The 19,447-nt window shown below is 60.2% G+C and carries 18 protein-coding genes; 5 read left to right on the top strand and 13 right to left on the bottom strand.

Annotation, left to right across the window (positions count from 1 at the left end; all coding sequences use genetic code 11):
* Window positions 1-26: 26 nt before the first annotated feature.
* The gene (locus QMK54_RS30625; protein WP_110656978.1) at window positions 27-410 is read right to left on the bottom strand and encodes a hypothetical protein; all 384 of its coding nucleotides are present in this window, start codon (window positions 408-410) and stop codon (window positions 27-29) included.
* 154 nt (window positions 411-564) lie between these two features.
* Here QMK54_RS30625 and phoB point away from each other — a divergent pair, with 154 nt between their 5' ends.
* From phoB to QMK54_RS30640, 3 genes are all read left to right on the top strand, one after another.
* Window positions 565-1,254 carry a phosphate regulon transcriptional regulator PhoB gene (phoB, locus tag QMK54_RS30630; RefSeq protein ID WP_003229608.1) on the top strand — a complete coding sequence of 230 codons (690 nt, stop codon included), beginning with the start codon at window positions 565-567 and terminating at the stop codon, window positions 1,252-1,254.
* A 75-nt stretch (window positions 1,255-1,329) separates the two neighbouring features.
* On the top strand, window positions 1,330-2,616 hold the full coding sequence (gene phoR / locus QMK54_RS30635; protein WP_320402958.1) for a phosphate regulon sensor histidine kinase PhoR: 1,287 nt from the start codon (window positions 1,330-1,332) through the stop codon (window positions 2,614-2,616).
* A 124-nt stretch (window positions 2,617-2,740) separates the two neighbouring features.
* Entirely contained in the window at window positions 2,741-4,081 is a 1,341-nt protein-coding gene (locus QMK54_RS30640; RefSeq protein ID WP_104450297.1) for a hemolysin family protein, read from the top strand.
* Between the two features lie 116 nt (window positions 4,082-4,197).
* On the opposite strand, the gene QMK54_RS30645 is transcribed toward QMK54_RS30640, so the two are convergent.
* From QMK54_RS30645 to QMK54_RS30680, 8 genes are all read right to left on the bottom strand, one after another.
* On the bottom strand, window positions 4,198-5,121 hold the full coding sequence (locus QMK54_RS30645) for a peptidoglycan DD-metalloendopeptidase family protein (protein WP_320401809.1): 924 nt from the start codon (window positions 5,119-5,121) through the stop codon (window positions 4,198-4,200).
* 208 nt (window positions 5,122-5,329) lie between these two features.
* Complete coding sequence (locus QMK54_RS30650; protein ID WP_223590394.1) at window positions 5,330-6,232, bottom strand: response regulator; 903 nt, start codon at window positions 6,230-6,232, stop codon at window positions 5,330-5,332.
* 167 nt (window positions 6,233-6,399) lie between these two features.
* Window positions 6,400-7,161 (bottom strand): phosphate signaling complex protein PhoU, encoded by a 762-nt coding sequence (gene phoU / locus QMK54_RS30655; protein WP_085723630.1) that lies wholly within the window; start codon window positions 7,159-7,161, stop codon window positions 6,400-6,402.
* 71 nt (window positions 7,162-7,232) lie between these two features.
* Window positions 7,233-8,066 (bottom strand): phosphate ABC transporter ATP-binding protein PstB, encoded by an 834-nt coding sequence (pstB, locus tag QMK54_RS30660; protein WP_007971742.1) that lies wholly within the window; start codon window positions 8,064-8,066, stop codon window positions 7,233-7,235.
* A 172-nt stretch (window positions 8,067-8,238) separates the two neighbouring features.
* Window positions 8,239-9,909 carry a phosphate ABC transporter permease PstA gene (pstA, locus tag QMK54_RS30665; protein WP_223590391.1) on the bottom strand — a complete coding sequence of 557 codons (1,671 nt, stop codon included), beginning with the start codon at window positions 9,907-9,909 and terminating at the stop codon, window positions 8,239-8,241.
* Between the two features lie 15 nt (window positions 9,910-9,924).
* Window positions 9,925-12,207, bottom strand: a complete 2,283-nt coding sequence (locus QMK54_RS30670) for an ABC transporter permease subunit (protein WP_110656988.1) — start codon at window positions 12,205-12,207, stop codon at window positions 9,925-9,927.
* Between the two features lie 217 nt (window positions 12,208-12,424).
* Complete coding sequence (locus QMK54_RS30675) at window positions 12,425-13,426, bottom strand: phosphate ABC transporter substrate-binding protein PstS (RefSeq protein WP_007992839.1); 1,002 nt, start codon at window positions 13,424-13,426, stop codon at window positions 12,425-12,427.
* Between the two features lie 234 nt (window positions 13,427-13,660).
* Entirely contained in the window at window positions 13,661-14,959 is a 1,299-nt protein-coding gene (locus QMK54_RS30680) for an MFS transporter (RefSeq protein WP_223590387.1), read from the bottom strand.
* Between the two features lie 363 nt (window positions 14,960-15,322).
* On the opposite strand from QMK54_RS30680, the gene QMK54_RS30685 reads away from it, so the two are divergent.
* Window positions 15,323-15,727 (top strand): acyl-CoA thioesterase, encoded by a 405-nt coding sequence (locus QMK54_RS30685; protein WP_007942704.1) that lies wholly within the window; start codon window positions 15,323-15,325, stop codon window positions 15,725-15,727.
* A gap of 68 nt (window positions 15,728-15,795) precedes the next feature.
* The gene (locus tag QMK54_RS30690; protein WP_110656994.1) at window positions 15,796-16,695 is read left to right on the top strand and encodes a D-hexose-6-phosphate mutarotase; all 900 of its coding nucleotides are present in this window, start codon (window positions 15,796-15,798) and stop codon (window positions 16,693-16,695) included.
* Window positions 16,696-16,812: 117 nt separating this feature from the next.
* Here QMK54_RS30690 and QMK54_RS30695 read toward each other — a convergent pair whose 3' ends face one another.
* From QMK54_RS30695 to purE, 4 genes are all read right to left on the bottom strand, one after another.
* Window positions 16,813-17,349 (bottom strand): DUF3299 domain-containing protein, encoded by a 537-nt coding sequence (locus tag QMK54_RS30695; protein WP_110656996.1) that lies wholly within the window; start codon window positions 17,347-17,349, stop codon window positions 16,813-16,815.
* Window positions 17,350-17,436: 87 nt separating this feature from the next.
* The gene (locus QMK54_RS30700) at window positions 17,437-17,682 is read right to left on the bottom strand and encodes a GlsB/YeaQ/YmgE family stress response membrane protein (protein ID WP_007928514.1); all 246 of its coding nucleotides are present in this window, start codon (window positions 17,680-17,682) and stop codon (window positions 17,437-17,439) included.
* A 106-nt stretch (window positions 17,683-17,788) separates the two neighbouring features.
* Entirely contained in the window at window positions 17,789-18,871 is a 1,083-nt protein-coding gene (locus QMK54_RS30705; RefSeq protein WP_223590382.1) for a 5-(carboxyamino)imidazole ribonucleotide synthase, read from the bottom strand.
* A gap of 11 nt (window positions 18,872-18,882) precedes the next feature.
* Window positions 18,883-19,374, bottom strand: coding sequence for a 5-(carboxyamino)imidazole ribonucleotide mutase (purE, locus tag QMK54_RS30710; protein WP_008030713.1), 492 nt, complete (start codon window positions 19,372-19,374; stop codon window positions 18,883-18,885).
* Window positions 19,375-19,447: the final 73 nt, after the last annotated feature.

Raw genomic sequence — 19,447 nt, forward strand, 5'->3', positions numbered from 1 at the left:
CGATCTGGTGCGGCAGGCTACAACCGTTACATATGCTCGTGAACGACGTGCCAGACGTCTTTTTTCTTGTCACCCGTCATGTCTCCGGGTTTTTTGTCGTCCTCGTAGTAGTACAGCGGCTTGCCGCCATAGGCCCATTGCATCGAGCCATCGTCACGCTTGACGACTGTCCATTTACCTTCGGCCTTGGCACCCGCCGGCGCCATCATTGGCGGCCAGTACTTGGCGCAGTCGCCGTTGCACATCGACTTGCCGCCCGCGTCCTTGTCGAAGGTGTACAGGGTCATCCCTTTGTGGTCGGTCATCATGCCGTCTTTCATCATGCCCGGTTCGGCGGCGAAGGCCATCGAAGGCAATGCCAGGGCAGCGGCCAACAGCAGAGCCTTGAAGGATTGCGAGTGTAGAGTCATTTGAAACCTTCCTTTTGTGGTTGTCAGGATTCGGACTTAGAGCTTAGCCCAGGATCCAGTCAATCGCCGGCCGACTAAAATACTGTCACACGACTGCAATAATTCCGTTATCTAATGCGGCGCAAGACAGTTAAATGACAAGAGGATTAAAGGCATGGTTGGCAGGAGCATTCTGATCGTCGACGACGAAGCGCCTATTCGCGAAATGATCGCCGTAGCATTGGAAATGGCCGGCTATGACTGCCTGGAGGCTGAAAACTCCCAGCAGGCCCATGCCATTATCGTCGACCGCAAACCGGACCTGATCCTGCTCGACTGGATGCTGCCCGGCACGTCCGGCATCGAACTGGCCCGTCGTCTCAAGCGCGATGAACTGACCGGGGACATCCCGATCATCATGCTCACCGCCAAAGGTGAAGAGGACAACAAGATCCAGGGCCTGGAAGTCGGCGCCGACGACTACATCACCAAACCGTTTTCCCCACGTGAGCTGGTAGCGCGCCTGAAAGCCGTGCTGCGCCGCGCCGGTCCGACCGATGGCGAAGCGCCAATCGAAGTCGGCGGCCTGTTGCTGGACCCGATCAGCCACCGCGTGACCATCGACGGCCGACCTGCCGAGATGGGCCCGACCGAATACCGCTTGCTGCAATTCTTCATGACCCACCAGGAACGCGCCTACACCCGTGGGCAGTTGCTGGATCAGGTCTGGGGCGGCAACGTCTACGTCGAAGAGCGCACCGTTGACGTACACATTCGACGCCTGCGCAAAGCCCTCGGCGATGCATACGAAAATCTGGTACAAACCGTGCGCGGCACCGGCTACCGGTTCTCAACCAAGGCCTGATGATCGCAGTGGTTCCACTCTCAAGGACGTATTTTTTTCGTGAACCAAAACTGGCATGGCACCCTGATTCGCCACATGCTGCTGCTGGTCACCGCCTGCCTGGTGATCGGCCTGATCACCGGCTACTACGGCTGGAGCCTCGCCGCAGGCCTGGGTCTCTACCTGGCCTGGACCCTCAAGCAATTGCTGCGTCTGCACGAGTGGCTGCGCCTGCACAAACCCGATGAAGCGCCACCCGACGGCTACGGCCTGTGGGGCGAGGTCTTCGACAGCATCTACCACCTGCAACGCCGCGACCAACGGGTACGCGGGCGCCTGCAAGCGGTGATCGACCGGGTTCAGGAATCCACCGCCGCGCTGAAAGACGCAGTGATCATGCTCGACAGCGACGGCAACCTGGAATGGTGGAACCGTGCCGCCGAAACCCTGCTGGGCCTCAAGACGCCACAGGACAGCGGCCAACCGGTGACCAATCTGGTGCGCCATCCGCGCTTCAAGGAATACTTCGAGCAAGACAGTTACGCCGAGCCGCTGGAAATCCCCTCGCCGACCAACGACCGCGTGCGCATCCAGCTGTACATCACCCGTTATGGCAACAACGAACACTTGATGCTGGTGCGCGATGTGACGCGCATCCATCAGCTGGAACAAATGCGCAAAGACTTCATCGCCAACGTCTCCCATGAACTGCGCACTCCGCTGACGGTGATCTGCGGCTACCTGGAAACCCTGCTCGATAACGTCGACGAGGTGAACCCGCGCTGGATCCGGGCCTTGCAGCAGATGCAGCAACAAGGTGGGCGCATGCAAACCTTGCTCAACGACCTGTTGCTGCTGGCCAAGCTGGAAGCCACCGATTATCCGTCGGACAACCAGCCGGTACCGATCGACGGCTTGCTGCAATCGATCAGGAGCGACGCGCAGCAGTTGTCCGGCCAGAAAAACCAGAAAATCACCCTGGAAGCCGACCCGACGATTCTGCTCAAGGGCAGCGAGGCGGAGTTGCGCAGCGCGTTTTCCAACCTGGTGTTCAACGCGGTGAAATACACCCCGGCCGAAGGCAACATCCGCATTCGCTGGTGGGGCGATGACCAGGGAGCGCACCTGAGCGTGCAGGATTCCGGGATCGGCATCGATAACAAACACCTGCCCCGCCTGACCGAACGCTTCTACCGCGTCGACTCCAGCCGCAACTCCAACACCGGCGGCACCGGCCTGGGGCTGGCGATCGTCAAACACGTTTTGTTACGACATCGGGCACGGATGGAAATCAGCAGCGTACCGGGCCACGGCAGTACCTTTACCTGCCACTTTGCCCCGGCTCAGGTCACCAAATCCCGGGTTATCAGCACCACTGATTGATACCGGCCAGCATGCGCCACTAGGCAATCACTCAGTCAGCCGCTACATTGGCTGACTTGTGCCTGCCTTTTCAGGCGCGGTTACTACTTCCCTTTCGAATACACGGAACCCGCAAAACTCCATCATGGACCCTTCCCCTGGCTTGACCCTCGCTACAATTTTCGCCGACTTCGGCATGATTCTTTTTGCTCTGATCCTGGTTTTGCTCAACGGATTTTTCGTTGCGGCGGAATTTGCCATGGTCAAACTGCGCTCGACCCGGGTCGAGGCCATCGCTGACAAAAACGGCTGGCGCGGACACATCCTGCGCACCGTGCACAGTCAGCTCGATGCGTACCTGTCGGCCTGCCAACTGGGTATCACCCTCGCCTCCCTGGGCCTGGGCTGGGTCGGTGAACCCGCGTTTGCCCATATTCTTGAGCCGCTGTTGAGCGCGGTCGGCGTCGAGTCGGCCGAAGTGGTCAAGGGCATCTCGTTTTTCACCGCGTTCTTCATCATTTCGTACCTGCACATCGTGGTCGGCGAACTGGCCCCGAAATCCTGGGCGATCCGCAAACCCGAATTGCTGTCGCTGTGGACCGCCGTGCCGCTGTACCTGTTCTACTGGGCCATGTACCCGGCCATCTACCTGCTCAACGCCAGCGCCAACACCATCCTGCGCATTGCCGGCCAAGGTGAACCTGGCCCGCACCACGAGCATCACTACAGCCGTGAAGAGCTGAAACTGATCCTGCACTCCAGCCGTGGCCAGGACCCGAGCGACCAAGGCATGCGTGTATTGGCCTCGGCGGTGGAAATGGGTGAGCTGGAAGTGGTCGACTGGGCCAATTCCCGCGAAGACCTGGTAACCCTGGAGTTCAACGCACCGCTCAAGCAGATCCTGGCGATGTTCCGTCGCCACAAGTTCAGCCGCTATCCGGTATACGACAGCGAGCGCCAGGAGTTCGTCGGCCTGCTGCACATCAAGGACCTGCTGCTGGAGCTGGCGGCGCTGGACCACATTCCCGAGTCGTTCAACCTGGCCGAACTGACCCGCCCGCTGGAGCGCGTATCCCGGCACATGCCGCTGTCGCAATTGCTGGAGCAGTTCCGCAAGGGCGGCTCGCACTTCGCCGTGGTCGAAGAGGCCGACGGCAACATCATCGGCTACCTGACCATGGAAGACGTGCTGGAAGTGCTGGTAGGCGACATCCAGGACGAACACCGCAAGGCCGAACGCGGGATCCTCGCGTATCAGCCGGGCAAGCTGCTGGTGCGGGGCGATACGCCGCTGTTCAAGGTTGAGCGACTGCTGGGCATCGACCTCGACCATGTCGAAGCCGAAACCCTGGCCGGACTGGTCTACGAGAGCCTCAAGCGCGTACCCGAAGAGGAAGAAGTGCTGGAAGTCGAAGGCCTGCGAATCATCATCAAGAAGATGAAAGGGCCGAAGATTGTCCTGGCCAAGGTGTTGATGCTCGATTGATTGCGGTTGTGGTGGCGAGCTCTTGTGGCGAGGGGGCTTGCCCCCGCTCGGCTGCGCAGCAGTCGTAAGCTGGTATGTGTGAATAAACGGGGTTGCGGTAACTCTGTGATACCGCGTTATCGTTCATCGCCAGCAAGCCGGCTCCTACTGCCCAACGCAAAGTTGGGCAGTGCGCTGACTGGCTGGTTGAACTGGTACGGAATCGACACCAGCCCCAGCCCGGTATTGCGCTGCACCACGAAGTGCAAATGCGGCCCGGTGCTGTTGCCGGTGTTACCGGACAACGCCAACGCACTGCCCACCGTTACCCGCTGACCTTCCCGAACGCAGACCGAGCCTTTCTTCAGGTGCAGATAAACACCCATGGTCCCGTCATCGTGCAGCACCCGCACGAAATTGCCGGATGCATCGGTGCCGCGCCCGCTCTGGCGATTTTCCGTTTTCACCACCACACCGCCTCGCGCGGCAATGATCGGTGTGCCCTCAGGCATCGCAATGTCGATGGCGTAACGGCTCTTGGGCCCAAAGTGGCTGTAAGGCCCGTTGGCGCCCTGACTGATCCGGAACGGCCCGCCACGCCAGGGCAAGGGGTAGCGATAGCCCACGGCGACCCCTGAGGGGTCACCCAGGGAGTAATTGAACTTCGGAACGTAGGCGAGTGGCGTTCCGGCGTTTTTCGCCGTGAGCTGCGCCAGGCGAACGCTGGTGCGTTGCGGTATCACGCGCCGAATCGTACGCCCCGGCACCCCGCTGGCGTTCTTCACCCCGGCGAAACTCAGTTCGACCTCGACCGGCGCATACAGGTCATTGCGCACGTACACGCTGTCCACGCCGTTCTTCTTCATGATGACCAGGCGCACCTGGCGCTCAAGGTGCTCGACCATGCCATCGCGAAAAATAAACAGCTTGGAGTTTTTGCTGGTGGGGAAGTCGCTGTAGGAGACCACGCCATTGGCATCGGTGGACTTGTAGATCGTCATGGCCGTCGCCGAAGCGGCGGCCATGCACAGACCACAAAAAAGTAGCATTCGCGTGAACATGGGGATGAATTCTGTCGAGTGAAACTTGAGATGGAGCCTAGCAGCTGCAATGGACCCGGGTAGTCGACAGATGTTTCAGAAAAGGTGTTCAGCAGATGTGCGGTCACAAGGAGGGCCCTTTCGCGAGCAAGCCCGCTCCCACATTGGAATGCATTTCAAATGTGGGAGCGGGCTTGCTCGCGAAGGCGAACTCGCAGACGACGCTGGATTACGCGCCAGGAATAAAGTGCTTCTGCGCCGTCCCCCGCGCAATCAGGCGCGAGATGTAATCGAGCTTCTGTGCATCCTGGTCGACAAAGCGGAAGGTCAATTGCAGCCAGTCGCTGTCGGGCTTCGGCTCGTGGGCCACGACGGCGTGCAGGTAACCATTGAGACGGGCGATTTCGGCATTGTCGCCCTGCTCCAGGTCCAGCACGGCGCTGTCGAGGATCTGCGGCAGGGTCTCGGTACGCTTGACCACCAACAGGGCTTCCTTGAGGCTCAAGGCCTTGATCACGCATTGCTGGATGCCGTTCGGCAAACGCAGTTGACCCTGACCACGGCCGCTGGCGGGATTCGAAGAGGCTGCAGGCGCCTTGACCGGAGGGCTGTTGAGCAAGCCCTTGGACGGTGCGGGTGCGGCCGTTGGCGTGGCAACGGGCGCCTTGCCAGCGGTCAAGGCGGCGAGGGAGTCGTTGGCGAATGCAGGGGGGGTCTTGGTCGCGGCTACGCTGATCAAGGCGTCGAGTTTGCCGACCTTGTGCAGCGCCTGCTTGACCTTGGTGATCAGTTGCTCGTTGGTGAACGGCTTGCTGACATAGCCGGATACTCCGGCCTGTATCGCCTGGACGACGTTCTCCTTGTCGCCACGGCTGGTCACCATCACAAAAGGCATGGCCTTGAGGTTGTCTTGCTCACGACACCAGGTCAGCAGTTCCAGGCCGGACATTTCCGGCATTTCCCAGTCGCACAGGACCAGGTCGAAGGCTTCCTTGGCCAGCATGGCCTGAGCCTTTTTGCCGTTTATCGCATCTTCGATCCGCATGCCCGGGAAATAATTGCGCAGGCACTTTTTCACCAAGTCACGGATGAACGACGCGTCGTCCACGACCAACACACTGACCTTACTCATCCACCACCCCTTTAAAAAATCCCGGCCAGCATACCGCCTTGCTGATGGCACATTGCCAAAAACCTTCAGTCACGCCGGACTTTTCGTTCACGGGTGCTGCTTTTCGAATTCGTCTGCCGCAAACAAAAACGCCCGGCCAATAGGCCGGGCGCTTTACTTGGGCAACCTTACTTATCGTCAGTTTTGCCCGGAACATTAGCGGTTTCGCCACTGGTTCCTTCAACTTCTTCCTTCATGCGCTTGAGACCCAGGTGCCGCACGTCCGTGCCGCGTACCAGATAAATCACCAGCTCCGAAATGTTGCGAGCGTGGTCGCCGATACGCTCCAGCGAACGCAGTACCCAGATAATGCTCAGAACCCGCGAAATGGAACGCGGATCTTCCATCATGTAGGTGGCCAGCTCACGCAGGGCGGTCTTGTATTCGCGGTCGATGATCTTGTCGTACTGCGCCACCGACAACGCCAGCTCGGCGTCGAAACGGGCAAAGGCGTCCAGTGCATCGCGGACCATGTTGCGCACCTGGTCACCGATATGGCGCACTTCGACGTAACCACGCGGCGCTTCGCCTTCCTCGCACAGCTGGATGGCGCGACGGGCGATCTTGGTCGCTTCGTCGCCGATGCGCTCCAGATCGATCACCGATTTGGAAATGCTGATGATCAGCCGCAGGTCGGATGCTGCCGGCTGACGACGGGCCAGAATGCGCAGGCATTCTTCGTCGATGTTGCGTTCCATCTGGTTGATCTGGTCGTCGATCTCGCGTACCTGCTGGGCCAGGCCGGAGTCGGCCTCGATCAGCGCGGTCACCGCGTCGTTGACCTGCTTCTCGACCAACCCGCCCATGGCCAGGAGGTGGCTGCGCACTTCCTCGAGCTCAGCGTTGAACTGCGCGGAGATGTGGTGGGTAAGGCCTTCTTTACTAATCATGTTGGCGTCCTTGGAGCGTCCGGTAAGGTGCGGTGGACCGCAGCGTCAGTTGAGTGAGCAACAACAGCTTCCTAGCCGTAGCGACCAGTGATGTAGTCTTCGGTCTGCTTCTTCGCCGGATTGGTGAACAGGGTATCGGTGTCGCCGAACTCCACCAGTTTGCCCATGTACATGAACGCCGTGTAGTCGGAAACCCGCGCGGCTTGTTGCATGTTGTGGGTCACGATGACGATGGTGAACTTCGATTTCAGTTCGTAGATCAACTCTTCGACTTTCAGCGTGGAGATCGGGTCGAGTGCCGAGCACGGTTCGTCGAGCAGTAGCACTTCCGGCTCGACGGCGATGGTGCGGGCGATCACCAGACGCTGCTGCTGACCACCGGACAGGCCCAGTGCCGACTCGTGCAGACGGTCCTTGACCTCGTCCCACAGCGCCGCGCCTTTGAGTGCCCACTCGACAGCTTCGTCGAGGACGCGCTTCTTGTTGATGCCCTGGATACGCAGACCGTAGACCACGTTTTCGTAGATGGTCTTGGGGAACGGGTTCGGCTTCTGGAAAACCATGCCGACGCGACGACGCAGCTCGGCCACATCCTCGCCCTTGCGGTAGATGTTGTTGCCGTACAGGTTGATCTCGCCTTCGACACGGCAGCCATCCACCAGGTCGTTCATGCGGTTGAAGGTACGCAGCAGCGTCGACTTGCCACAGCCGGACGGGCCGATGAAGGCCGTCACGCGCTGTTTCGGGATGTTCATGCTGACGTCGTACAGCGCTTGTTTTTCGCCGTAGAACAGGCTCAGGCCCGGCACTTCGATTGCCACGGTTTCCTGCTCGAGGTTCAGGCTCTGTTTGTCGCGACCCAGGGCGGACATGTTGATGCCGTGGGTATGTGCTTCGTGCTGCATGGGAGGCTCCCTGTGCTAACAAATTCGGTTCGGTTGCCACAGGCCGAGCCTGCGGGTTACACAATTCTTTCCTTGTAGGAGCCGGCTTGCTGGCGATGCAGGCCACTCGGTCCCGCAGGTTCACCGTGGTGATGCCTTCGCCAGCAAGCCGGCTCCTACAGTTCGGTGTTGATCAGCTGTCCAGCGCCTTGTACTTCTCGCGCAGGTGGTTACGGATGTACACCGCCGACAGGTTCAATGTCGCGATCACCAGCACCAGCAGCAGCGCCGTGGCGTACACCAGCGGCCGTGCGGCCTCGACGTTCGGGCTCTGGAAGCCGACGTCATAGATGTGGAAGCCCAGGTGCATGATCTTCTGGTCCAGGTGCAGGTACGGGTAGTTACCGTCCACCGGCAGCGACGGCGCCAGTTTCACCACACCCACCAGCATCAGCGGCGCCACTTCGCCAGCGGCGCGGGCCACGGCGAGGATCATGCCGGTCATCATCGCCGGGCTGGCCATCGGGATGACGATCTTCCACAAGGTTTCAGCCTTGGTCGCGCCGAGGGCCAACGAACCTTCACGTACGGTGCGCGGGATACGCGCCAGGCCTTCTTCGGTAGCCACGATCACCACCGGCACCGCCAGCAGCGCCAGAGTCAGCGAGGCCCAGAGCAGACCGGGTGTACCGAAGGTCGGTGCGGGCAGCGCTTCCGGGAAGAACAAGCGGTCGACCGAACCACCCAGTACGTAGACGAAGAAGCCCAGGCCGAACACGCCGTAAACAATCGCCGGAACGCCCGCCAGGTTGTTCACCGCGATACGGATGATCCGCGTCAGGGTGTTCTGCTTGGCGTATTCACGCAGGTACACCGCTGCCAGCACGCCGAACGGGGTGACGATCATCGCCATGATCAGGGTCATCATCACGGTGCCGAAGATCGCCGGGAAAATCCCGCCTTCGGTGTTCGCTTCACGCGGGTCGTCCGACAGGAATTCCCAGATCTTGCTGAAGTAGAAACCGACTTTGGTGAAAGTGCTCATCGCGTTCGGCTGGTAGGCGTGAACCACTTTGCCCAGACCGATTTCAATCTCTTTGCCGTTGGCGTCGCGGGCAGTCAGCGCATCGCGATTGAACTGCGCATGCAGATCGCTCAGACGCGCTTCGACGTCCTGATAACGGGCATTGAGTTCGGCGCGCTCGGACTCCATGTCCGCTTGTGCGGTGGCGTCGAGCTTGCCTTCCAGTTCCAGTTTGCGACCGTGCAGGCGGATGCGTTCCAGACCGGCGTTGATCGCACCGATGTCAGTCTTTTCCAGCGACTTGAGCTGGGCGGCGAGCCCGCTCACACGGTTGATCCGCGCTTGTAGCTCAGGCCAGGCAGCCTCGCCCTCGGCGATGACCTTGCCGTCCTGTTTGACGTTGACCAGGTAGCCGTAGAAGTTGCCCCACTCGCGACGCTCGATGGCCATCAGCTCCGGCGGCGTGGTCTGGTTGGTCAGCCACTCGCCGACGATCCAGGTGAAGTCGTTACCGTTCAGGTCACGGTTGCCGACCTTGATCAGCTCGCGGGTCATGAACTCCGGACCCTGCTCAGGTACCGGCAAGCCGGCACTCTTCAAGCGTGCACGGGGTACTTCTTCTTTCTGTACCACTTCGCCGATGACCAGGTGATTGGCCTGGCCCGGCACGTCGTAGCTGGCGTGGATCAGATCCGCCGGCCAGAAGTGACCCAGGCCGCGCACGGCAATCACTGCCAGCAGGCCAATGGTCATGATGACCGCGATGGACACCGCGCCACCGCTGATCCAGACGCCGGGGGCGCCGCTCTTGAACCATCCTTTCAGGGAGTTCTGTTTCACAGACTTCTACCTTTCTTAAAGCGACGAGTATTTCTTGCGCAGACGCTGACGAATCAGTTCCGCGAGGGTGTTCATGACGAAGGTGAACAGCAGCAGCACCAGCGCCGAGAGGAACAGCACGCGGTAGTGGCTGCCGCCGACTTCCGACTCCGGCATTTCCACCGCGACGTTGGCGGCCAAGGTGCGCAGGCCTTCGAACAGGTTCATTTCCATGACCGGGGTGTTACCGGTGGCCATCAACACGATCATGGTTTCACCGACCGCACGGCCCATGCCGATCATCAGCGCCGAGAAGATACCCGGGCTGGCGGTGAGGATCACCACGCGGGTCATGGTCTGCCACGGCGTGGCACCGAGGGCCAGGGAGCCCAGGGTCAGGCCGCGTGGCACGCTGAACACGGCGTCTTCGGCGATGGAGTAGATGTTCGGGATGACCGCGAAGCCCATGGCCAAACCCACTACCAATGCGTTGCGCTGGTCGTAGGTGATGCCCAGGTCGTGGGAGATCCACATGCGCATGTCGCCGCCGAAGAACCAGTTCTCCATGAACGGACTCATGTACAGCGACAGCCAGCCCACGAACAGGATCACCGGAATCAGCAGCGCACTTTCCCAGCCATCCGGCACTCGCAGGCGGATCGATTCAGGCAGGCGACTGAAGGCGAAACCCGCCACCAGAATGCCGATCGGCAGCAGCATCAACAGGCTGAAGATGCCCGGCAAATGCCCTTCCACATACGGCGCAAGGAACAGACCGGCGAAGAAGCCGAGGATCACCGTTGGCATCGCTTCCATCAACTCGATCACCGGCTTGACCTTGCGGCGCATGCCCGGGGCCATGAAGTACGCGGTGTAGATCGCCGCGGCAACGGCCAGTGGAGCGGCCAGCAGCATGGCGTAGAACGCGGCTTTCAGGGTACCGAAGGTCAGCGGCGACAGGCTCAGCTTGGGTTCGAAGTCGGTGTTGGCGGCGGTCGATTGCCAGACGTATTTAGGCTCGTCGTAGTTCTCGTACCAGACCTTGCTCCACAGCGCGCTCCACGAAACTTCCGGGTGCGGGTTGTCGAGCAGCAGCGGGTGCAGCTTGCCGCCGGCTTCCACGATCACGCGGTTGGCGCGAGGCGACAGACCGAAAACGCCTTGGCCTTCAGCAACCGGCTCCACCAGCAAGGTGCGGTGGGCAGTGCTGTGGAACACGCCAAGCTTGCCGGAAGCGTCCAGGGCCACGAAGCCCTTGCGGCGTTCTTCGGCAGTGATTTCAACGATCGGCGTGGTGCCCATCTGGAAGGTGCGGATCTGCTTCAGGCGTTGCTCGCCATCGGGGTCGCGAGCCATGAACCACTGGGCCAGACCACCTTTGGAGTCGCCGATGATCAGCGAGATACCGCCCACCAGTTGGGTGCTGGCGGTGACTTGCGCTTCACCGTCTTCAAGCAATTTGTAGCGACCGTTGAGGCTCTTGTCGCGCAGGCTGAACACGTCCGCCTGGGCACGCCCGTTGACCACATACAGCCACTGCTGGCGCGGGTCGACGAAGATGTTCTTCACCGGCTCGGTCATTTGCGGCAGGTCGATGCGTTTCTGCTCATTGGTGACTTCGCCGGTCATCATGTTCTCTTCGCTGGTCAGCGACAGAACATTGAGTTGCGAACCGGTGGAGCCGACCAGCATCAAGGTCGAATCGTTGGCGTTGAGGCTGACGTGCTCCAGCGCACCACCGGCTTCGTTCACCGCTATTGGCGCTTCGCCGTACGGGTACTCGACGGCCGGGGTGATGGTTTTCTTGCCTTCCGGGTAGCTGACTTTATAGGTGTGACGGAACACCAGCGCCTGACCGTTGGACAGGCCCACGGCCACCAGCGGGTGACCTGGCTGGTCTTCGCCGATGGAAGTGACGGTGGTGCCGGCCGGAACAGGCAAATCGACGCGCTTGAGTTCGGCGCCACTGTCGATATCGAAGAACAGGGCCTGGCCCTTGTCGGAAACCCGCATCGCCACCTGGTTTTGCTCTTCCAGGGAGATCATCAGCGGCTTGCCGGAATCCTGCATCCAGGCTGGAGTGATCGCATCTTTCGCAGTCAGGCTGGCACCCTGGAACAACGGCGCAACCACGTAGGCGAGGAAGAAAAAGATCAGTGTGATGGCTGCCAGCACCGCCAGGCCGCCGATGAGGACGTACCAGCGGGTGAAGCGATCCTTGAGCGCGCGAATGCGACGCTTGCGTTGTAGCTCAGGCGTATTGAAGTCAATTCGCTTGGGGGGATTAGTAGTCATTGTGGAATTGGCCAGATCATTCATTCGCACACCCTAGCGATCCTGTATGACAGAAAGATGACAGTGCAGTGACGCAACAAATCCGCCGCCCGGTGGAACCGGCAGCGGAGCGAAAATTTGGGGGGCGTAGGAGCCGGCTTGCTGGCGATTCTGTCGACTCGGTCCGACAGGTTCACCGCGGTGATGCCATCGCCGGCAAGCCGGCTCCTACAGAGTCCGGGATTAACCCGGACTCAATTTGTTACTTTTTTGCGACTTCAGCGCCGCCTTCCGCCAGACCCAGGTCAGCCAGTGCTTTTGCTGCAACCTTGGCTGGCAGTGGGATGTAACCGTCTTTCACTACAACTTCCTGACCCTGTTTCGACAGAACCAGCTTCACGAACTCGGCTTCCAGCGGGGCCAGAGGCTTGTTCGGGGCTTTGTTGACGTAAACGTAGAGGAAACGGGACAGCGGGTACTTGCCGTTCAGGGCGTTTTCTTCGGTGTCTTCGATGAACTCGGTGCTGCCTTTCTTCGACAGAGCAACGGTTTTCACGCTAGCGGTCTTGTAGCCGATGCCCGAGTAACCGATACCGTTCAGCGAGGAGCTGATCGACTGCACGACCGAAGCCGAACCTGGTTGTTCGTTGACGTTTGGCTTGTAGTCGCCTTTGCACAGGGCTTCTTCCTTGAAGTAGCCGTAGGTGCCGGATACCGAGTTACGACCGAACAGTTGCACCGGCTTGTTGGCCAGGTCACCGGTCACGCCCAGGTCACCCCAGGTTTTGACTTCGGTTTTAGCGCCGCACAGACGAGTGGACGAGAAGATCGCGTCGACCTGTTCCATGGTCAGGTGCTGGATCGGGTTGTCCTTGTGTACGAATACGGCCAGGGCGTCCACGGCAACCGGGATAGCGGTTGGCTTGTATCCGTACTTCTGCTCGAAGGCAGCCAGTTCGGTGTCCTTCATCTTGCGGCTCATCGGGCCCAGGTTGGAGGTGCCTTCAGTCAGCGCAGGTGGCGCGGTGGCGGAGCCAGCGGCCTGAATCTGGATGTTTACGTTCGGGTATTCTTTCTTGTAATTCTCGGCCCAGAGGGTCATGAGGTTGGCCAGGGTGTCGGAACCAACGCTGGACAGGTTGCCCGACACACCAGTGGTCTTGGTGTAGCTCGGGATAGCAGGGTCAACAGCGGCAACCGCGTTGGCAGTCGCAACGCCAGCAGCGACAAAAGTCATTGCCGCCATCAAACGCTTCAGTTTCATGCCTTACTCCTAGCAGATAGGGTGTGTTATTCGGGGCCAAGTATCAGCAGGCCGTGTGAACACTCTATGGCTGAAATATGACAATTGGATGAAAGGCCAGTATTCGCGTTCTACAAGATGTTTCGCGGCGCGTCCTTCGCGAGCAAGCCCGCTCCCACACTCAAGCTGGATTGCGGTCGAATGTGGGAGCGGGCTTGCTCGCGATAGCGTCAGTACGATCGACTCAGGACTCGATCAACGGCCCTTCTTCCAGAGATAAGCCCCCACCAGAATCCCGACTCCACACAGCACCGCCACATAATAGGCAGGCCCCATCGGACTTTCCTTGAGCAACAGGCTGACGATCATCGGCGTCAGGCCGCCGAAAATCGCGTAGGCGACGTTGTAGGAGAACGACAGCCCGCTGAAACGCACCACCGGCGGGAAAGCCTTGACCATCACATAGGGCACCGCGCCGATGGTGCCGACCAGCAGACCGGTCAGGGCATACATCGGGAACAGCCAGTCAGGATGGTCAGCCAGGCTGTGATAGAAGGTCCAGGAACTGGCCAGCAACGCGGTACAGCCGATCACGAAGACGCGTCCCGCACCGAAGCGATCGGCCAGTGCGCCGGCAATGATGCAACCAAAACTCAGGAATACAATCGCCACGCTGTTCGCCTGCAGGGCCGTGGTTGGCGAAAAGTGATAGACCGTCTGCAACACGGTCGGGGTCATCAGGATCAGCACCACGATGGCGGCCGACAGAAGCCAGGTCAGCAGCATCGAAATGGCGATGGCACCACGATGGTCACGCAGTACCGCGCGCAGCGGCACTTCTTCGGCCAGGGCCTTGCGCTGTTGCAGTTCGGCGAACACAGGGGTTTCGTGCAGCCAGCGACGCAAGTACACCGAGAACAGACCGAATACGCCACCCAGCAGGAACGGAATCCGCCAGGCGTAATCCGCTACTTCCACCGGGGTATAGAGGCTGTTGATCGCCGTGGCGACCAGAGAGCCGAGCAAGATACCCGCCGTCAGACCGCTGGTCAGGGTGCCGCAGGCGTAGCCGACATGCCGCTGCGGCACGTGTTCGGAAACAAAGACCCACGCCCCCGGCACTTCACCCCCAATGGCGGCGCCCTGGATCACCCGCATCAACAGCAACAGGATGGGGGCCCACATGCCGATCTGCGCATAAGTCGGCAGCAAGCCCATGATCAGGGTCGGCACCGCCATCATGAAAATGCTCAGGGTGAACATTTTCTTGCGGCCCAGCAGGTCGCCGAAGTGCGCCATTACGATGCCCCCCAGCGGCCGCGCCAGGTAGCCGGCAGCGAAGATGCCGAATGTCTGCATCAGGCGTAGCCACTCGGGCATGTCCGCCGGGAAGAACAGCTTGCCCACCACCGTGGCGAAGAACACGAAGATAATGAAGTCGTAGAACTCCAGCGCGCCGCCCAGGGCAGACAGCGAAAGAGTCTTGTAGTCGTTGCGGGTCAGCGGACGTGCGGGTTGGTCTGGCTGCGCGATGCTCGAGGGCGCTGTGGTCATGGCAAGGGCTTCTCTTATAGTCGGATCTGCAACCTCAACAACGCTGGCGGAGGTTTGGGCAGGTCCGGCACGATAGCAAATTGTTCGAAAAAGCACATAGAGGTGCGTTTTTGACGGTCAAAATGAGAACCGGACGGTCGTCGCGGAGTCTACCGACCGATATACTCAAACCTTGCTCCGGTTTTTGAGGGGTTGCTGTGCGAAAGCGCCTGTCAGGTTCATAGGCGATTTCGCAGAGTTTCCCTTTAGGCGCCTGATGGAAAACGTGACGAACGTAGTATGTTCGGTGCTGAATCGTTTTTCCCGAAGACGGCTACCACCAGCAATACCAACGAAGAGTCACGGGTCAGAGGCACCCCCGGCATGATAGAGCTCGAACAAGAAGATCCGATCCCGCAAGGCGACCTGGCCCTGCAAATCACCGCGCTCCCTCGCGAAACCAACGGCTTTGGCGATATTTTCGGCGGCTGGCTGGTGGCGCAGATGGATTTGGCAGGCACCGCGATGGCCAGCAAGGTCGCCGGTGGGCGTGTTGCCACCGTTGCGATCGACCGCATGGCGTTTCTGGTTCCGGTGGCGGTGGGCGCTCAGCTTTCCTTTTATACCCAGGCCCTGGAAATCGGCCGCAGCTCGATCAAGATGATGGTCGAGGTCTGGAGCGACGATCCACTGTCCAGCGAGTGGCGTAAAGTAACCGAAGCGGTCTTTGTGTTCGTTGCCATCGACGGCAGTGGCCGCACCCGCTCGGTTCCGCCCCGGGCTCGATAAAGAGCTTTTAAACCTGGTAGCCGTTTTGTGGTCGATAGTCGTCCACGTTACTGATCGAGAGCTGTCCCATGAGCACGCCCAATGTTGAAGCCGTAAAACTGGATGAACTGAACTGCTGGCGTATCCGCCACGGTCAGGCCGAATTACTGGTGGCCCAGCAAGGTGCGCACATCCTCAGCTATCAATTGGCAGGCCAGCCGCCGCTGATCTGGCTCAACGACGAGGCTGTATTCAAGACCGGCAAGAGCATCCGTGCCGGCGTGCCGGTGTGCTGGCCGTGGTTCGGCGTGTTTGAGCGCAATCCGCAAAGCGTTCAGGCGATGCGCGTCAGCAATGAAGCGCCGTCGGCCCACGGTTTTGTGCGAGCGATGGATTGGGAACTGGGCGGCATCGAAGCCGAGGGCGAAAGCCTGAAGGTCGAATTCCTCCTGCCCTACCCCGAAGGCGGCTTTCCCGGCTGGCCGCACCAGGTGGATTTGAAGCTGAGCATTCGCCTCGACGAGCAATTGCATATCCACCTGACCAGCCACAACCGGGGCGCTGAAGCCGTCAGCATCAGCCAGGCGCTGCACAGTTATTTTGCCGTCAGCGATGTGCGCGATGTGCACGTCGAAGGCGTGGACGGTCTCAACTACATCGAAACCCTGGACAACTGGAAAACCGTCACCCAGACCGGTGACCTGCGTTTTACCGGCGAGACCGACCGCATCTACCTCGATGCCCCGTCGCAACTGAGCATCGTCGATCCGGCTTGGGAACGGCGCATCGTACTGACCAGCAGTGGTTCGCGTACGGCGGTTATCTGGAACCCATGGACCGACCGCGCCGCCGCGTTCAGCGACATGGCGGACGACGGTTGGCAGCGCATGCTGTGCATCGAGACGGCGAACGTGATGGGCGATGTGGTGAACCTGAAACCAGGTGCCAACCATACGTTGAGCGTGAGCGTCGGTAGCAAACCGCTCTAATCAATGCCACAAAACCAATGTGGGAGCGGGCTTGCTCGCGAAGGGGCCATAACATTCAACATCATCGTTGGCTGTTACACCGCCTTCGCGAGCAAGCCCGCTCCCACATTTGCATCTCTACAAGTCTGACTCTTTCACCACCCGCACCTGCTGCGCATCCAGTGCATACGCCGCATCGGCCAGGTCGTTGCTGACCTTCTCGACTTTCAGCGTGCCGGTGACCCACAGCGGCGTGTAGATATCGTTCAGTTTCAGGCCCTTTGGATAGCGCACCAGAACCAGCTGGTTAGGCGGCGGCGGTGGCACATGGATGCAGGCACCCGGGTACGGCACCAGGAAGAACAAGGTACTGCGGCCCTTGGCGTCGGACTCCAGCGGCACCGGGTAACCGCCAATGCGGATGTTCCTGTCGTTCATCGACGCAACGGTCTTGGTCGAATACATCACCGCCGGCAAGCCTTTGGCCTGCTTCATCCCACCTTTGTCGGTGAAAGTGCCATTGGCCTCAGGGGAGTTGTGGTCGATTTCAGGCATGGCCTCAAGGGCCTTCTGGTCCGACTTGGGCATCAATTCGAGCCAGTCGGTTTCCGGCAGTTCGCCGGCATGGGCAAAGCCTGTACCCAGTAAAACAAGAGTCAACAAAAGACGGCGCATGAAGGTGCTCGGTAAAGGGAAGAACAGGAAACGCCGAGCATTCTAGCCCTCCCCGCGCGCCGCGCAGAGAGGGTTTTGTCGCTTCAATCAGTTCTTTTTGACGAGGCCGTAGATCACCAGCAGCACCACCGCGCCTACCAGCGCACCGATGAAGCCAGCACCTTGACCAGCCTGGTAGATGCCCAGGGCTTGACCGCCGTAAGTGGCCGCCAGCGAACCGCCGATACCGAGCAGGATCGTCATGATCCAGCCCATGCTGTCATCGCCCGGTTTCAGGAACCGCGCCAGCAGGCCGACGATCAAGCCAATAAAGATGGTTCCGATAATTCCCATGGCATTCCCCTCTCAATGAAATAGCTATTTGAAAGCCTAGTCAGACTTTCGCAACCTGCCATGAGAGAACGGCGCAACCCGAAGGTTCCGCCGTTGCCGGATAAAACTATTCGGCGATCAGTGCTTCAACCTTGAGAATCTGGGCCGCCAGGGTCTCGCGGTCTGCACAACGAAGGTTGGCGTGACCGACCTTGCGGCCGACCTTGAACGCCTTGCCATAGTGATGCAGATGGCAATCGGCGATGTTCAGGACCTTCTCGGTCTCTGGCACTTTGCCGATGAAGTTGAGCATCGCGCTTTCACCAACCTTGGCCGTCGAACCCAACGGCAGACCGGCAACCGCCCGCAGGTGGTTTTCGAACTGGCTGCACTCGGCGCCTTCAGTGGTCCAGTGACCGGAGTTGTGCACGCGCGGGGCAATTTCGTTGGCCTTCAGGCCACCGTCGACTTCAAAGAACTCGAACGCCATCACACCGACGTAATCCAGCTGCTTGAGCACACGGCTGGAGTAGTCTTCAGCCAGGGCTTGCAACGGGTGATCGGTGCTTGCCACCGACAGCTTGAGGATGCCGCTGTCGTGGGTGTTGTGCACCAACGGATAGAAGCGGGTTTCACCGTCGCGGGCACGCACGGCGATCAGCGAGACTTCACCGGTGAACGGCACGAAGCCTTCCAGCAGGCAAGCCACGCTGCCCAGCTCGGCGAAGGTGCCGACTACATCTTCAGGGGTGCGCAGGACTTTCTGGCCCTTGCCGTCGTAACCCAGGGTACGGGTCTTGAGCACTGCCGGCAGGCCGATGGAAGCCACGGCGGCGTCCAGGTCAGCCTGGGACTGGATATCCGCGAACGCCGGGGTAGGAATCCCCAGGTCCTTGAACATGCTCTTCTCGAACCAGCGATCGCGGGCGATGCGCAGCGCTTCGGCGCTCGGGTAGACCGGAACGAATTGCGACAGGAACGCGACGGTTTCCGCCGGAACGCTTTCGAACTCGAAGGTCACCAGATCGACTTCATCGGCCAGTTGACGCAGGTGATCCTGATCGCCGTAATCGGCGCGCAGGTGTTCGCCCAACGCGGCTGCGCAAGCATCCGGTGCCGGGTCCAGGAAAGCGAAGTTCATGCCCAGCGGAGTGCCCGCCAGCGCCAACATGCGACCCAGTTGGCCGCCACCGATTACACCGATTTTCATCGTCAACAACCTCAGGCGATGCGTGGGTCTGGATTGTCCAGGACGCTGTCTGTCTGCTCGGCACGGAAGGTTTTCAGCACCTCGTGGAACTGCGGGTGCTTGGCGCCAAGGATACTTGCCGACAGCAGCGCTGCGTTGATCGCGCCGGCCTTGCCGATGGCCAGGGTGGCGACCGGAATGCCTGCTGGCATCTGCACAATAGACAGTAGCGAGTCGACGCCCGAAAGCATTGCCGACTGTACCGGTACGCCCAGCACCGGCAGGTGGGTCTTGGCTGCACACATGCCTGGCAGGTGAGCCGCGCCACCGGCACCGGCGATGATCACCTCGATGCCTCGTGCCTCGGCCTCTTCGGCGTACTGGAACAGCAGGTCCGGGGTGCGGTGGGCAGAAACCACTTTCACCTCGTAGGGGATGCCGAGCTTTTCCAGCATATCGGCGGTGTGGCTAAGGGTGGACCAATCGGACTTGGAGCCCATGATCACGCCAACCAGTGCACTCATCGTCGTGCCTCTTCTCTCTGGGCGCCCGCAGGCGCATCAAAAAACAACAAGCCACGCAGGATGCGTGGCTTGA

Source organism: Pseudomonas sp. P5_109 (assembly GCF_034009455.1).
Classification (GTDB): domain Bacteria; phylum Pseudomonadota; class Gammaproteobacteria; order Pseudomonadales; family Pseudomonadaceae; genus Aquipseudomonas.

What these genes read in the sequence shown, in the direction of transcription:
- QMK54_RS30645 (WP_320401809.1), bottom strand. Translation starts at nt 5,121, where the DNA reads ATGTTCACGCGAATGCTACTTTTTTGTGGTCTGTGCATGGCCGCCGCT.
- QMK54_RS30690 (WP_110656994.1), top strand. Translation starts at nt 15,796, where the DNA reads ATGAGCACGCCCAATGTTGAAGCCGTAAAACTGGATGAACTGAACTGC.
- purE (WP_008030713.1), bottom strand. Translation starts at nt 19,374, where the DNA reads ATGAGTGCACTGGTTGGCGTGATCATGGGCTCCAAGTCCGATTGGTCC.
- QMK54_RS30705 (WP_223590382.1), bottom strand. Translation starts at nt 18,871, where the DNA reads ATGAAAATCGGTGTAATCGGTGGCGGCCAACTGGGTCGCATGTTGGCG.
- QMK54_RS30640 (WP_104450297.1), top strand. Translation starts at nt 2,741, where the DNA reads ATGGACCCTTCCCCTGGCTTGACCCTCGCTACAATTTTCGCCGACTTC.
- QMK54_RS30670 (WP_110656988.1), bottom strand. Translation starts at nt 12,207, where the DNA reads ATGAATGATCTGGCCAATTCCACAATGACTACTAATCCCCCCAAGCGA.
- QMK54_RS30680 (WP_223590387.1), bottom strand. Translation starts at nt 14,959, where the DNA reads ATGACCACAGCGCCCTCGAGCATCGCGCAGCCAGACCAACCCGCACGT.
- QMK54_RS30700 (WP_007928514.1), bottom strand. Translation starts at nt 17,682, where the DNA reads ATGGGAATTATCGGAACCATCTTTATTGGCTTGATCGTCGGCCTGCTG.
- QMK54_RS30695 (WP_110656996.1), bottom strand. Translation starts at nt 17,349, where the DNA reads ATGCGCCGTCTTTTGTTGACTCTTGTTTTACTGGGTACAGGCTTTGCC.
- QMK54_RS30625 (WP_110656978.1), bottom strand. Translation starts at nt 410, where the DNA reads ATGACTCTACACTCGCAATCCTTCAAGGCTCTGCTGTTGGCCGCTGCC.
- pstB (WP_007971742.1), bottom strand. Translation starts at nt 8,066, where the DNA reads ATGCAGCACGAAGCACATACCCACGGCATCAACATGTCCGCCCTGGGT.
- phoB (WP_003229608.1), top strand. Translation starts at nt 565, where the DNA reads ATGGTTGGCAGGAGCATTCTGATCGTCGACGACGAAGCGCCTATTCGC.
- phoU (WP_085723630.1), bottom strand. Translation starts at nt 7,161, where the DNA reads ATGATTAGTAAAGAAGGCCTTACCCACCACATCTCCGCGCAGTTCAAC.
- phoR (WP_320402958.1), top strand. Translation starts at nt 1,330, where the DNA reads ATGCTGCTGCTGGTCACCGCCTGCCTGGTGATCGGCCTGATCACCGGC.
- QMK54_RS30685 (WP_007942704.1), top strand. Translation starts at nt 15,323, where the DNA reads ATGATAGAGCTCGAACAAGAAGATCCGATCCCGCAAGGCGACCTGGCC.
- QMK54_RS30650 (WP_223590394.1), bottom strand. Translation starts at nt 6,232, where the DNA reads ATGAGTAAGGTCAGTGTGTTGGTCGTGGACGACGCGTCGTTCATCCGT.
- QMK54_RS30675 (WP_007992839.1), bottom strand. Translation starts at nt 13,426, where the DNA reads ATGAAACTGAAGCGTTTGATGGCGGCAATGACTTTTGTCGCTGCTGGC.